Below are 14,546 nucleotides of genomic sequence, written 5' to 3'. Positions count from 1 at the left end.
ATATGTTTAAGTTTAGTATAAAGTTGACTAATCAACGTAATTTTTTGCAGGTTGTTTGTCTACAATTTTTCCATTTTCCAAAATTAAAACAAAAGGATTACTTCTGGCAATAGTTTTAATAGCAGTTCCGTCCATCATTGCATTTTTAATGGTTTTAAATGTCGTCGGGATGGTAGAAATTCCATATATAACTGCGGTTTTATCAGTATTTACTTTAGCTTCCACTTTCTTGAGTAAATCAGAAGAAACGTCTTGAGGATGATAAGCGAAAACTAAAATTGCTTTCGGAGCATTGATGATCTTATCTGTTAAATCAATTCCTGTGGGATCTTCGATTTTAAACTTTACAATTTCAGATTTATACCCTTCCTTAATTAATTTTGACTCGTTTTTTCCTTCCTCAATCTTCCAGAGCGAGCCTTCTTCCCAGTATTTTGTCTGGTTGATATAATCATCCTGATTAACTTTTAAAACTTCTCCTGTTTTTGAATTTTTCAGCGAATAAAAAGTTTTATATTCTGAAGGATTTTTACTGATTTTTTCTTTCTCAGCTTTCAGATCAGTTCCTATCTTATAATCACGGAAATCAATAATCGGCTCGTTGATTATTCCCTGAGCCATAATGAAAATCATGATTCCTGAGAAAAGTCCAAATGCAAGTGACAAGAATTTATTATTTTTAGGTCTATCTGTAAGATCATCTTTTCTGTTGAATTCTTTACGATATAAAATGAACAGAATTAAAAGTCCGATCAACAGAACAATATCTTTCACAAAGCTTTCCCAGGGTGTAAATTTAATGGCATCTCCGAAACATCCACAATCTGTCACCACATTAAAATATGCGGAATAAAAAGTCAGAAATCCGAAGAAAACACAAAGTGCAATCAATGCGGAAAGTGTGAATTTCAGTTTGAATTTCAACAAAAGCATAAACCCTAACCAGAGTTCTAAAACCACAACAATAATCGAAAAAAGCAAAGCGAATTTCTCAAAAAACGGCATATTGAAAACAGAAGGTGAAAAATATTCTTCCATTTTAAATGAAAAACCTACTAAATCTACCGCTTTTACAAATCCTGAAAGGATGAAGATCAAAGCGATGATGCAACGTAATAAACTTTTTATCATATTAAATAATTTGATGTTCTAAGTTGTTTTCTTTTTCCGAGAATTTAATCAGGCAGAACACTGCGTAATTCAGCATATCAAAATAATTGGCATCCAGACCTTCTGAAACGATGGTAACGCCTTGATTGTCTTCTATTTGTTTTGTGCGTAGAACTTTCTGATAAATCAAATCGGTTATAGATGAAATTCTCATATCTCTCCAGGCTTCGCCGTAGTCATGATTTTTTCTTTCCATCAAAGATTTGGCTTCGTGGGCATATTTGTCATAAAGACGCAGAATTTCCTCTTTATTTTCGTTAAAATCATTCGAAAGACCTTTCTCTAATTGTATCAATCCGATGATGGAGTAGTTGACCACAGCGATGAATTCACCTTCTTCACTTTCATCAACCATTTTTACATCCGTCATCTGCAACGTGCGGATTCTGTTGACTTTTATATAAATTTGATCTGTTATTGAGCTCGGTCGCAAAACCCTCCAAGCTGCACCATAATCCTGTAATTTTTTACTGAAAAGATCACGACATTCACTGATGATTTTCTCGAACTGTATTGAAGTTTTTAACATACATTCTCTTAATAGTTCAAATATACAAAATTTTGTGTTTTAGTTTGGGTTTGAGGTTAGAGTGTCTATAAGTGGTAAGGTTTTGATTTGTGAAATAGAGTTTTACTTTTTACGAATCTTACAATTCTTTTTTGTCATATTTTTGTAAATAAATTTCAATACATAATTCCAATGTCCAATAAAAGCTCATCATATAATACTCAAACACTCAAACATTCTCACTCTATCAACTGTAACGGACGATTGGTTGATTTAAGTTCGCCCAGAATGATGGGGATTTTAAATCTTACACCGGATTCTTTTTCGGATGGCGGAAAATTTAATAATGAAAAATCTGCACTTCAGCATACCGAAAAATTATTGAATGAAGGAGCATCCATTATTGATATTGGTGCGCAATCTACACGTCCGAATGCCGAATTTTTGACCAGTAACGAAGAAATCAGACGACTTGGAAATGTAATTTCTTTAATAAAAAAAGAATTCCCTGAAGCTTTAATTTCACTCGATACTTTCTATGCTGAAACAGTGAAATTTGGTTGTAATGAAGGGGTTGATATGGTTAACGATATTTCTGGCGGACAATTTGATTCTGAATTGCTTGATGCAGTTGCAGAAACAAAACTTCCTTATATTTTAATGCACGTCAATCCGTCATACGAAACGATGCATGAGAAAACTCCTTTTTCAGATATTACCTTATCAGTCAATCAATATTTTTCAAAGAAAACAGATGAACTTTTAAAAAAAGGAATCAAAGATATTATTTTGGATCCCGGATTTGGTTTTGGGAAAACAGTGGAAGATCAGATGAAGATGATACATGAAGTGGAATTTTTGGGTTTCGAAAATTTCCCTTTACTGATAGGAATTTCGAGAAAATCATTTATATATAAGCCTTTAGGGAAATCTGCTTTGGATATTAATGAAGAAACTCAAAAGCTGCACATAAAGGTTTTGAAGCAAGGTGCGAAAATTCTGCGTGTACATGATGTTGCTGAAGCGAAGAAAACTGTTGATGAATTTTTAAATTATAAAATGTAGCATAAAAAAACCTCTCAGAATTACATCTTGAGAGGTTTAATTTTAAATAACAATCTTCATTGATTCATTACCCATTAGTAATTTCTCATATTTAAAAGCCAAGTAATTTCAGTTTAAACTGAATGGCAAAATTATCTTTAAACTTCGGCGTATTGTAATGTCCGACTCTGTAGAAAAATCCCAGGTTAAATTGTGATGAAAGGAAATTATTCCATTCCAATCCTAATTCGTTGTATAAATGATCTAGTTTTTTAAATTCAAACTGATGAAATTCCGGATTTTTCATATCACCAATTGTTCCTCGGTAGATAAAATCAAAACTTGAAACATTCTTCCCGAAACTTTTGAAATACCAAGGAAGTCTGTGGGTAAGATAAGCGCCTACAAATTTATCATTATAATATTTTCCGCCTTCCATTGTGGCAAAACCAAGATAAGAAGTTAAGTTAAAATTAAGCCCGCCGTTTCCTTTTCCTAAGCCATTCATGGTGAAATTTTTCCAGATAGGAGCGTCGCCGGTGATGATTCCGCCGTAAGCTCTGATTCCTGTAACCCCTAATTTGGTTTTAAAATTATGAACAAACAAGGCATCAAATCTGCTGAAATTAAAATCTCCGTCTAAAGTTTTAAACCCCTGTTCGTAATTTAAGTAGACTTCGGGAAGACTCTGCTCATAGGTGTATTTTCCTGTGGGAGTCATGATATTTTTCGAATTGGGAGAATATTTCAGTGTAATTGTAGATGAAGTTACATCAAACTGACTTCCCAAACCTTTATAGTTATAGGCAAATTTAGATTCTTCCTCAGTTTTTTTTGCCGAAACATTAATCGTCAAAGCATTGGTAATATCATTCTCGTAACTTAGTTTAAAACCTTCATAACCAAAGAAAACTTCATTATTCAAGGCAACCCCGGAATTCATAATTTTCATTCTGAAGTTCCACAAATTTTCTGAGAATCGGCCGGCTGCCATTACGTCATTAAAGTACTCAACTCTGAAGAATGAATTTTTTTCTAAAGTCGTACGAACGTCAACTCCGGCTCCGTATTTGATTTTTTTATCATAAATACCATAAGCAAAATAGGCATCGGGAGAAATGTATCTGTTGAATTTTTCGTTCAGTTTTGCTCCGGCTCCGAAACGGAAATGCTCATATTTATTGTAGCCAATGATTTTTGCCAAATCAAAATCTACGATACCGACTCTTATTTTGCCTTTTAAAAGACCCGTCAATGCTTTCGCTTTTTGGTCTAGCTTATATTTACTGCTAAGACTGTCAATTTTGGTATACGTGGTAACTTCACGGTCAGTTAGATTTTCTGTACGGTATTGATCAATCAAATTACCGTCTGAATTTTTTACATCAATCGTATATCCTCTGAAATCCTCAGGTTTTTCCTCGATTGGAGTTTTAAAATCGAAATAATCTGCAGTAGCAAAAGCATAGCTTCCAAATTTCTGTCTATTGTTTTTATCGGCCTCTTTTTCTTCTTTGGTTTTATCTTTATCTGATTTATCATCGGTGTCAAAAGAAGTAGAACCCATTTTTATTTTATAGTTTTCTTTTACCAAAAACCATTTATTCTCAACAGGTTTCCAAATGCTGGTAATGCTTCCTTCACTTTTTATCTTGCTGTTGCTTTCAATCTTTTTCAGAGCATAAGTTTCTGTGTCAACGTAAAGGTATCCGTTAAATTTTCTTTTGTTAACCGCTTGTTTATAATCAACCTGACGAAAGCGAATTACATAGTTTTTTCGGCCGTCAATTTCAATTGAATCAGTAAGAAAGAATCTGTAAAGATTTCTGTTTTCTTCTTTTATTTCTTTTGGAATTACATTTCTGTTAGACCGGAACGCCATCAGTTCATAGATAGGCTCTTTTAAACCTGCGATTTTATTGTCTAGAATATTTGTTTTTTCACCGTACTTTTTTGAATATAAACTTTGCGATGCTCTTTCCCAGAGGAACATTTTACTTTCACCCACCAGTTTCATCAGGTTTACAGATTCCAGAGAATCTTTTCTTTCCTGAGCTTTCATGGGCTGCTGCGGAAGTTTTTTTAAAGAGTCAATTCGGTTGGCAATGTAAGTGTTGTATGCTTTAATGCTGTCTTCATCAAAATCTAAAGAGATTTTTTCGTACGATTTGAAAGAATAAGAATCTAAGCTTAGCGGTGAATTCTGCTTGTAATTTTCGTTAATTTTTCTCAGAATTTCTAAAGCTCTTGGATCACTTTTGTCTTCTAAAATTACCGTTTCGATATTCCTGGTTTTTGGATCGGTTTTACTTAGAAAAACTTCCATTACTTTATCAACAACCACATCATCCTCATAAAAACCTTTAGCAGAAACTTCCACTTTTTTACACTTTGTTCTAAAATTGAGAATTCCTGCTGCATCAGTTTTTCCGACAAATTTATTGTTGCAGGTTACTGTAGCATTAGGAACTGCCGTATTGTCTCCGGAATTTTTGATGATAATTTTCGACTGCGAGAAAATGCTGATATACCCGAATGACAACAGCAGAATAAATAATTTTTTCATAAAGAACTACTAAGTAATGGTTTTAGATTTTTGACTACACAGCTTTTCCATTTTATTGAAAATGTGTAATCAAACAGCTATGGCAAAAAAAGTGCCGTAGATGTTAAAAATTCTTAATACAAATGATTTGTCAATTGAGAAGAGCTTGTTTTTCTGCAAATTCTTTGGCAAATTTTATCCTGTCTTCTTCCAGTTTTTCCTGATTACCGGGCAAAATGTAATTGAATAAAATTTTTTCTTCGTTGTCTAAAAAGATCATTTCTTTTTCTTCCCCATCGATCATCTGTGAGAAAATCACCCACATTGAAGTGTCTTTTAATCTTAATAATTCAAAAAACTGTTCTGCTTTTATTTCTATTTTTTTCATTGATTTATTTTTTTAATTATTTAACAACATTTTTTAAACCCCGTCACAAAATTCTGCTAGTTTTTGCCATCTTCTGAGAAGGCAATTTTTAAAATTCTAATAATTTAAGCTTAAACTGAAAGGCAAAATTCTGTTTAAAACTGTAGGTTGTGTAATATCCGACTCTGTAAAATATGCCCAGATTAAAGTATGAAGAAAGGAAATTGTTCCATTCCAGACCTACTTCCTGATACAGATGATCTAATTTTCTGAATCTGAAATCGTGATATTCCGGGTGTTTCATATCTCCGATGGTTCCTCTTAAAACAAAATCAAAACTTGAAACATTTTGTCCGATACTTTTAAAATACCATGGAAGTTTATGTGTCAGATAGTAGGCTACAAATCTGTCGTTATAAAATTTTCCACCTTCCAAGGTAGCAAATCCAAGGTAAGAGGTTAAGTTAAAATTAAGATCCCGACTTGGCGAAGCAAGACCGTTCATCGTAAAGTGTTTCCAGATAGGAGCCTCACCCAAAACCAAGCCACCATATAATCTGACTCCTGTTGTTCCTAAATGAGTTTTAAAATCCTGCACAAAAAGGGCATCAAAACGGGTATAATTAAAATCTCCGCCTAAAGCTTTGAAACTTTGTTCAAAATTAAGATACAGTTCAGGATATTTTTGATCAACCACAGACTTTCCCTGCGGTGTCATAATGTTGGTAGAATTTGGAGAATATTTTAAGGTGACGAGTGTGTTGAAGTTTTCAAAGGTTGCGCCACTGTTTCTGAAATTATAATCAAATTTTGCTTCTTCCGTATTTCTTCGTGTGGCAAAAGCTAAGGTCAAACCATTGGTAACATCATTTAAATAAGATAAAGAAGCACCTTCGTAACGGTAATATTTGTCATTATTGATATTGTTACCATAATTCATCATCCTCATTCTGAACGTCCAGAGTCTGCGATAAAATTCTCCTGATGAATTTACATCATCATAATATTCAAATCGGAAAAAAGAGTTTTTATCAAGTGTCGTTTTAATGTCAAGCCCAATTCCGTATTTTAACTGATCGTCATTCAAACCATACGCAAAATAATAATCGGGCGAAAAATACGGATTAAAATTTTCATTGAGTTTTACTTTTAAACCTAATCGAAAACCTTCGTAGAGATTGTAATTGATCACTTCACCAATATCAAAATCAAAACTTTTTACTCTTATCTGTCCGTTAATCAGACCTGTTAAAATCCTTGCCTTACGATCAACATTGTATTTTTTTCCCAAGCTGTCAATAACAAAATATGTGTTTTTTTCTCTTTCAGACAAAGGATCTGTACGGTATTTTTCCAGTGTTTTTCCGTCAGCATTTTTTACTGTGAAAGTATATCCTTTAAAATCTTTCGGGTCTTCTGTGATTGGTGATTGATAATCAAAATATTTTGAGCTCAGATAAGCATATGTTCCGAAGCTTTTCTTATGACTTTTCTGATGGTGTTCATTATTTACTGCTGATTCGTCAGAACTGTTCATCATCATCCTGCTCATTCTCAGCTTTACAGTTTCTTCATTCAGAAACCATTTGTTGGCAAAAAATATCCATGTACTGGTAATGTTTCCTTCGTTTTTTTCTTTGCTGATGCTTTCTATTTTTTTGATGCCATAGGTATCAATATCAATGTAAAGATACCCGCTGAATTTTCTTCTTTTAACCGATTTTTTATAGCTCGCCTCACGAAAACGGATGACAAAGTTTTTTCTCCCGTCAACTTCAATGGTGTCTGTAAGATAAAATCTGTACAGACCACGATTCTCCGGCTTGATCTGGTCTGGAATTTTATCCCTGTTTCCCTGCATTGCAATCAGTTCGTAAATGGGCTGCTTCAATCCGGAAATCCGGTTATCAAGAATATTTACCTTTTCACCAAATTTTTGTGAGTACAAATATTCCTGAGCCCTTTCCCAAAGAAATAATTTGCTTTTCGAGAATATTCTCCTTGCCGAAACATCATTGATAGAATCTTTTGTTTTCTGCTTTTTGAATAGATTAAAATTCTCATTGAAAACTTCGTTGAACGCTGAAATACTGTCCTGATCAATATCTAATGAGATCTTATCGTAAGATTTGTAGGTGTAAGAATCTAAGCTTTGTGGCGAGTTGCTTTTAAAAAGCTGATCTACTTTTCTCAGAACTTCTAATGCCTGCGGATCACTTTTATCTTCAAGAATTACGGTTTCTATAGATTGTGTTTTTGATGACGTATGGATAAGAGTAACGGTCATTTCATCTTCAACCAATGCACTCTCTTTGAAATAATTGGGTGCAGAAATCTGAATACTTTTACACTTAGATTTAAATTCTAAAAATCCGTCAGGATCTGTTTTACCGAGAATTTTACCGTCACATAAAATAATAGCATTAGAAATTGGAGTGCCTTTGGCTTCGTTTATTACTGTAAGTTTTGATTGTGAATAACCAAAAATGAATAGTAACAGAAACATAAAAACAAGCCCTTTTTTCATGAAAAAAATCTGCCCCAAAATTACTGATATTTCTTTGGGTAATAAAGTTTTTGAGGTGAAGTTTATGTTCAATTAAGCTCTGATAAACAAAATTCCCGATCATGAACTGTCTAAAAAGTGTTGAACTCTTCGGAACCGTCCATTATCGGGAATTATATTGTTGTTAAATGAAAGTTGTATTACATTGCTTCTTCCTTCGTGATGGTAATTTCTTTCAATACTTTACCGCTTTTATCAGTATAGATATATTTGATATGATTGATTCCCAAAACAGAAATCTGTGAAAACACTTGTCTGATCTGACCAGATTTCAGCATCGCTTCTTTCATGGCTACCTCTGTTCCTTCAATTGCCAATGCCTTCTTAAAGCTATCAGGAACTTCGCAGGTGTACACTAAATTATTATCAGCATCCGCTTTAATATTTGTGATTTTTGTTCCTGTTGAAGGATCCTCAACGGGAAGATTCTTGTTGAATGATTCAAGAATACTGTTCAGTTGTTGATTGTTTGGTTGGTTTCCTTTAGCTATAGATTTAAAATCAACATCTTTCGCAAGGGTTTTGTTGTCGATGGTTTTATCTAAAATCAATTTAGAATTAAGACCATATACTTTTAGATTAAATTTTACTCCGCTATCGAAAAGTTCCTGACCTAATTTTTCACTTTTAATAGCCTGTCCGATAAGATCGGGGAGAGCAGCTGTTACCAGATCGCTTTCCATTCCGCTGCCTTCGTAATCAGTCTCTACGGAAATATTAACCGAATCCGGACTGGATGTTGTGGCTTTTGTAGATTTAATTTTGTTGTTGGTGATCATACTCGAAGACCGATTATACATATCCACAAATTCCTGGGTCTTGTCTTCTTTTGTTTTACAAGCCATTAACAGCATTGAAGCCATTACCATAAAAAGTAGTTTTTTCATAAATAATATTTCAGGAAAGATAATCAAAAACATAAACTTTAGATATGTGTTTGTGTTATTTAATTTTAAAATTTAATCTCGGCTTAAGAAGTGAAAAGAGGATTAATCTTATAACATAAACAATCCCTTTCAGTTTTGAAAGGGATTGTTTAAACTACTTCCGTACAATAAAATCTTACAGAACCATAAGTAGTGATATGTTAATAAGAATTAAATATTCAAAGCTTTCTGATACGCATTTTCCAGGCCATCAAGATTTTTACCGCCTGCTGTGGCAAAACCCGGGTTTCCGCCACCGCCGCCTTGGATTTCTTTTGCTAAATCTTTTATAATCGTTCCTGCCTGATAACTTGCCGCCAAATCATCAGAAATCCCAACCGTAATCATTGGTTTTCCGTCATAATCGGATAAAACAATCGTTACAGAAGTCGGAATTTCTTTCTTCAGTTGAAATACGATATCTTTCACAGAAGCTGCATCCAGAGAAGTTTTCTTTACCAGTAGCTGCTTGTCGCCTTTATGTTCGTAAGAAGTTTTCCAGTCGCCGATTTCACTTTTTGCTTTTTCTTTTTTCAGAGATTCAACTTCAGATTTTAATGCTGAATTTTCATCCATTAATTTCTCAATTGATTTTACAATATCTTTAGATTTTAACAAATGTGAAAGTTCAGCAACTTGTTTTTCCAAATTCTTGAAATATTCTTCAGATTTGTCTCCTGAAATGGCTTCAATTCTTCTGATTCCAGCCGCAGCAGAACTTTCAGAGTTGATTTTAAAATGACCGATCTCGCTTGTATGTTGTACGTGAGTTCCACCGCACAATTCTTTTGAAGTTCCAAACTGGATCATTCTCACGCTGTCGCCATATTTTTCACCAAACAATGCCATCGCACCTTTGTCAATCGCTTCCTGAATCGGAATGTTTCTAAACTCTTGCAGAGCAATATTTTCTTTAATTTTTGCATTGACTTTTTCTTCAATCAAAGCCAACTCTTCTTCCGTCATTTTACTGAAATGCGAGAAGTCAAAACGCAGATAATCAGGACCAACGAATGAACCTTTCTGCTCAACGTGAGTTCCCAGAACTTCTCTCAGAGCCTCGTGCAATAAATGCGTTACAGAGTGGTTTGCCTGAGAATTTTTTCTTTCGTTTGCATTGACTTTTGCATAGAAAACCGCTCCTGCATCTTTCGGAAGTCCGTTGATTAACGAAATAATCAATCCGTTTTCCTTTTTAGTTTCAATAACTTCAAAGCTTTCAACCGCATTTTCCAAAACACCTTTATCACCGATCTGTCCTCCTCCTTCAGGATAGAACGGGGAGTTGCTCAACACCACCTGATAAAATTCGCCGTCTTTATTTTCTACTTTTCTGTATCTTGTAATATACGTTTCCGCTTCGATTTGGTCATAACCAACAAAAGTTTCAGGCTTTTCTTCTAAAACCACCCAGTCGTACACTTTAGAAGCAGAATCTTTTTTAGATCGTTGCTTTTGTTTTAACATTTCAGCTTCGAAACCAGCTTCATCAATCGTCAAACCTTTTTCTTCGGCAATAATTCTCGTCAAATCATCAGGGAAACCGTAGGTATCATATAATTCAAAAACTTCTACACTTGATAGAACTTTAGAATTTTCTGAAATCGTCTGCTGAATTAATTTTTCAACTCTTAATAAACCTGTTTCAATAGTTTTTAAAAAAGATTCTTCTTCACTTTTGATGACTTCAGTGACTAATTTTCCTTGCTTTTCCAATTCCGGGAAGAATGTACCCATTTGATTTTGAAGAACAGCTACCAATTCAAAAAGGAATGGTTCTTTTCGATCTAAAAATCGATAAGAATAAGAGATTGCTCTTCTTAAAATTCTTCTGATTACGTAACCTGCACCGCCGTTTGAAGGTAACTGTCCGTCAGCAATCGCAAACGAAACTGCTCTGATGTGATCTACTACAACGCGGATCGCAATATCTTTTTCGTCCGTTAAAATTCCTGTATATTTTTTTCCTGAAAGTTCTTCAACTTTAGCAATCAGAGGCGTGAAAACATCAGTATCATAATTCGATTCTTTCTGTTGCAAAGCCATACAAAGACGTTCGAATCCCATTCCTGTATCGATGTGTCTTGCAGGAAGGTTTTCCAGTGATCCGTCTGCCTTTCTGTTGAACTGCATGAAAACCAGGTTCCAGATTTCGACAACCTGAGGATGGTCGTTGTTTACTAGTTCAAGTCCGGAAATTTTAGCTTTTTCTTCGGGAGTTCTCAAATCTACATGGATTTCTGAGCAAGGTTCGCAAGGTCCGCTTGCACCCATTTCCCAGAAGTTATCTTTTTTGTTTCCGTTGATGATTCTGTCTGCAGAAACAAATTGCTTCCAAAGATCATAAGCTTCAGTATCTCTTTCCAGATTTTCCTTTTCGTCACCTTCAAAAATGGTTACGTACAGATTTTCTTTTGGAATTCCGTAGACTTCCGTCAACAATTCCCAAGCCCAGGAAATGGCTTCTTTTTTGAAATAGTCGCCAAAAGACCAGTTTCCCAACATTTCAAACATGGTGTGGTGATAGGTATCACGACCCACATCATCCAAATCGTTATGCTTTCCGGAAACTCTTAAACATTTTTGGGTATCTGCAATTCTTGGCGCCGTCGGAGTTTTATATCCTAAGAAAAAATCTTTGAACTGTGTCATTCCAGAGTTGGAAAACATCAGCGTTGGATCGTCTTTCAACACGATAGGCGCTGAAGGAACTATAAGGTGGTTTTTACTTTTAAAATAGTCTAAAAACTGTTGGCGTATTTCCTGTGAAGTCATTTTTTATAGCTTTTAATATCAAAAAAATTGATAAGGTTGCAAATTTAATATTTTTAAGTGATTGTAAGATATTGTTATTGGGAATTTATAGATGTTTTGAATTGTTTTTACTGAAGTTAAGTTGGTTGTTCAGCGTTATCTTTGTCATTCCACAGGAATCTCGCCGTGAAATTCAAATGTTTAGATTCCTCCGGAATGACAAACTTTGAAAAAAAAGATCAAAATTTTTCAATTAACTTTTAAATTAAAACCGTTCTGATTCGTTTTTTCGTATATCATATTAAAGAAATTGATCGTTGAAAATTAAACTAAATCAAATTTAATTTTAGCGTGAAATTTGCATCTAACTTAAGTGTTCTAAAAATTATATCAACAAAATGATTAAGCATAATAAACAAAAAATGAAAAACATATTCATATTACTGGGAATGTTTCTTGGAATTGCTGTTTTTGCAGCAAGCTGCGGAGATTCTAAAAAAGTAAAACCAACAGAAACTAAAGAAGAAAATCAAAAAATTATGGAAGCAGGAAATGTAAAAGAAGTTTATTTTGCAGGCGGATGTTTTTGGGGAACCGAACATCTTTTTCAGCAGGTAAGAGGCGTTGTAGGAACTGAAGTAGGATATGCCAACGGGAAAACTAAAAATCCAACGTATGAAGAAGTGGTGAGCCATACTACAGGTTTTGCGGAAGCGGTAAAAGTGAAGTACGATGCAGATGAGGTAGATTTAAAACTGTTGATTGAACTTTATTTTAAATCAATCGATCCCACGACTTTAAACAGACAGGGAAATGATGTAGGAGATAATTACCGCAGCGGAATTTATTTTACGGATGCCAATACAGAAAAAATTGTAAAAGCAGAAGTTGAAAAATTAGCCAAAAATTATTCTAAACCGGTTGTCGTAGAGGTTGAAACTTTGAAAAATTTCTATAAAGCGGAAGATTATCATCAGGATTATCTGAACGCAAATCCGGGAGGTTACTGTCATATCGAACCGGGACTTTTTGAAGAAGCGAGAAAAGCAAACCCGCCAAAAGCGAAAAAATAAAATTGAAAAGTTGTCGAAAGGCAACTTTTTTAGTTTAAAAATCTTTCTTTGATGCTGAACATAGTAATGTTTAGGAAGATTAAGAAGCCAAAAATTAAATAAAAAGCCTGTTTAGGAAGTTGCTTTATGAAAAATTTCGTATCATCGAAAAATGTTGGCTTATATTCATCACGAATGACATCGTTACAAAGTAAACATTCATATCCAATTTCCTTTGCATTGGAGTTTTTATAATAATGGACAACAAAGAAATGACCGGTCTTTTCTAAGTCAAGACCGTAATGTTCCTGTTTGGAAATATGCATATCATTAATTAAAGAAATAAAATCATCGTAAGAATTTTCTTTATTTAAAATGAATTCAATTCCGGATTCTTTTTTGTTTTCCCGTTGTAGTTTTTTAATTTCTGAAATATAGAATTTAGAATTTCTTCTTGCTTCATTAGGTTTTACCTCTATTTTTTGATAGTTCCAATTTCTGATATGTTCAAGTGTATTTTGCTGATCAACCGGAACTTTAGGATCATATTTTGCCGGAATTCCAAAATCCATAATATTGGGAATAGGTTCGTTTAGTTTCCGATTTCCCAAATACCAAAACAAAACAGGAATCAATAATGCGCTTATCAATCCCGGAACGTAGTATATTTTCTTTCCTGAAACCATCGGTTCAAATGTAAATAAAAAAAAGTGACTCAAAAAATGAATCACTTTTATATTTGAATAATGTTAAATCTTGAAATAAAAACTACCAATCTCTCTTTTTCAAGATCAGATAAGAACCCAGAATGAAAATTGTACACCAAACGATACAGGCAATCAGGCTTTCCGTAGGATAGGTAAATTCATATTTCATACCCATCGCTTTTGCCATATTAAGTCTCATCATCGGGTTTGGAATTAAACTCGACATACTTTCCAACGGTAAAAGTTTGCTGAAGAAAAAGTCGTTTTGAAGAATCTCATTTCTCTGTGGTCCCTGCATTCCGCTAACTTTCGAATAGGTTTCAATACCTCCAAGAATCGATTCGCCTACCCAAAGCACAAAAAACGCAAGAAATACAAAGATTGATTTTCTCAACAAAATAGAAAGAAACATTAAGAAGCAGAAAAATGTAAACAGCTTTAAAAAGTAATTTCCAATGAAAAATATTTCTGCATAAACCTTTGATGATTCTGTATCTTTAGAATATTGAAATCCTAAAAACATTGTAATTGCCAAAACAAGTACAGTGGAAATCACCGTAAAAATCGTAATGGTAATCAGTTTTGAACCGATAAATTCTTCTCTGCTTAAACCATCTATCGTATTCTGTTTAAACATTCTGTTGCTGAATTCCTGACAGATGGAGAATACAATGATTAATCCTAAGAAAATCTTCAGTAAAGCAACTATCCATGTGGTGAAATTCCAGATTTCCGGAAAATTATAGATTCCCTGTTCTTTTAAATTAATAGGATTTCCGAAAAGTTTTATATCAACCAAACCAATTAGTAAAAAAATTACCAATATTGCAAAGTAAAGTATCGTAAAAACCTTAAACGGTGTGTAATTCAGGTTCTTGTAGTATTCAAGTTTTAATAATTTTATCAT

General features: G+C 33.8%; 10 protein-coding genes and 1 pseudogene. 2 read left to right on the top strand and 9 right to left on the bottom strand.

The genetic code is table 11. From position 1 onward, the window contains the following. Nucleotides 1-27: 27 nt before the first annotated feature. Entirely contained in the window at nt 28-1,131 is a 1,104-nt protein-coding gene (locus tag ACZZZA_RS15380; RefSeq protein ID WP_463433225.1) for a BT_3928 family protein, read from the bottom strand. 1 nt (nt 1,132) lies between these two features. Next, nucleotides 1,133-1,699 carry a DUF1599 domain-containing protein gene (locus ACZZZA_RS15375; protein WP_463433223.1) on the bottom strand — a complete coding sequence of 189 codons (567 nt, stop codon included), beginning with the start codon at nt 1,697-1,699 and terminating at the stop codon, nt 1,133-1,135. Between the two features lie 171 nt (nt 1,700-1,870). Here ACZZZA_RS15375 and folP point away from each other — a divergent pair, with 171 nt between their 5' ends. Beyond that, nucleotides 1,871-2,743: a dihydropteroate synthase gene (gene folP, locus ACZZZA_RS15370; RefSeq protein WP_463433221.1), complete on the top strand. Its 873-nt coding sequence runs from the start codon at nt 1,871-1,873 to the stop codon at nt 2,741-2,743. Between the two features lie 91 nt (nt 2,744-2,834). Here the strand turns inward: folP and ACZZZA_RS15365 are convergent, their stop codons facing one another. The 5 genes from ACZZZA_RS15365 to alaS all read right to left on the bottom strand — a co-directional run bounded on the left by ACZZZA_RS15365 (nt 2,835) and on the right by alaS (nt 11,901). Then, entirely contained in the window at nt 2,835-5,288 is a 2,454-nt protein-coding gene (locus ACZZZA_RS15365; protein WP_463433219.1) for a hypothetical protein, read from the bottom strand. A 130-nt stretch (nt 5,289-5,418) separates the two neighbouring features. Then, nucleotides 5,419-5,655 carry a hypothetical protein gene (locus tag ACZZZA_RS15360; protein ID WP_463433217.1) on the bottom strand — a complete coding sequence of 79 codons (237 nt, stop codon included), beginning with the start codon at nt 5,653-5,655 and terminating at the stop codon, nt 5,419-5,421. Between the two features lie 88 nt (nt 5,656-5,743). Further along, on the bottom strand, nt 5,744-8,161 hold the full coding sequence (locus tag ACZZZA_RS15355; RefSeq protein WP_463433215.1) for a hypothetical protein: 2,418 nt from the start codon (nt 8,159-8,161) through the stop codon (nt 5,744-5,746). Between the two features lie 179 nt (nt 8,162-8,340). Then, a complete protein-coding gene (locus tag ACZZZA_RS15350) occupies nt 8,341-9,087 on the bottom strand; it encodes a hypothetical protein (RefSeq protein WP_463433213.1) in 747 nt (248 codons plus the stop codon). A 210-nt stretch (nt 9,088-9,297) separates the two neighbouring features. Further along, a complete protein-coding gene (gene alaS / locus ACZZZA_RS15345; protein ID WP_463433211.1) occupies nt 9,298-11,901 on the bottom strand; it encodes an alanine--tRNA ligase in 2,604 nt (867 codons plus the stop codon). A 518-nt stretch (nt 11,902-12,419) separates the two neighbouring features. Here alaS and msrA point away from each other — a divergent pair. Next, nucleotides 12,420-12,941: pseudogene (msrA, locus tag ACZZZA_RS15340) on the top strand (peptide-methionine (S)-S-oxide reductase MsrA); the annotation flags it as partial. Between the two features lie 41 nt (nt 12,942-12,982). Here msrA and ACZZZA_RS15335 read toward each other — a convergent pair. Both ACZZZA_RS15335 and ACZZZA_RS15330 read right to left on the bottom strand, forming a co-directional pair. Further along, nucleotides 12,983-13,651, bottom strand: a complete 669-nt coding sequence (locus ACZZZA_RS15335) for a hypothetical protein (protein ID WP_463433209.1) — start codon at nt 13,649-13,651, stop codon at nt 12,983-12,985. A 49-nt stretch (nt 13,652-13,700) separates the two neighbouring features. Continuing rightward, entirely contained in the window at nt 13,701-14,546 is an 846-nt protein-coding gene (locus ACZZZA_RS15330; RefSeq protein WP_463433207.1) for an ABC transporter permease, read from the bottom strand.

Source organism: Chryseobacterium sp. AC405b (assembly GCF_979258685.1).
The sequence above is the reverse complement of the archived record's forward strand: the minus strand, read 5'-3'. Positions and strand labels throughout refer to the sequence as shown.

Coding starts and splice junctions, on each gene's coding strand:
- ACZZZA_RS15350 (WP_463433213.1), bottom strand. CDS start 9,087: ATGAAAAAACTACTTTTTATGGTAATGGCTTCAATGCTGTTAATGGCT.
- ACZZZA_RS15355 (WP_463433215.1), bottom strand. CDS start 8,161: ATGAAAAAAGGGCTTGTTTTTATGTTTCTGTTACTATTCATTTTTGGT.
- ACZZZA_RS15375 (WP_463433223.1), bottom strand. CDS start 1,699: ATGTTAAAAACTTCAATACAGTTCGAGAAAATCATCAGTGAATGTCGT.
- ACZZZA_RS15360 (WP_463433217.1), bottom strand. CDS start 5,655: ATGAAAAAAATAGAAATAAAAGCAGAACAGTTTTTTGAATTATTAAGA.
- folP (WP_463433221.1), top strand. CDS start 1,871: ATGTCCAATAAAAGCTCATCATATAATACTCAAACACTCAAACATTCT.
- ACZZZA_RS15365 (WP_463433219.1), bottom strand. CDS start 5,288: ATGAAAAAATTATTTATTCTGCTGTTGTCATTCGGGTATATCAGCATT.
- alaS (WP_463433211.1), bottom strand. CDS start 11,901: ATGACTTCACAGGAAATACGCCAACAGTTTTTAGACTATTTTAAAAGT.
- ACZZZA_RS15330 (WP_463433207.1), bottom strand. CDS start 14,546: ATGATAAAATTATTAAAACTTGAATACTACAAGAACCTGAATTACACA.
- ACZZZA_RS15380 (WP_463433225.1), bottom strand. CDS start 1,131: ATGATAAAAAGTTTATTACGTTGCATCATCGCTTTGATCTTCATCCTT.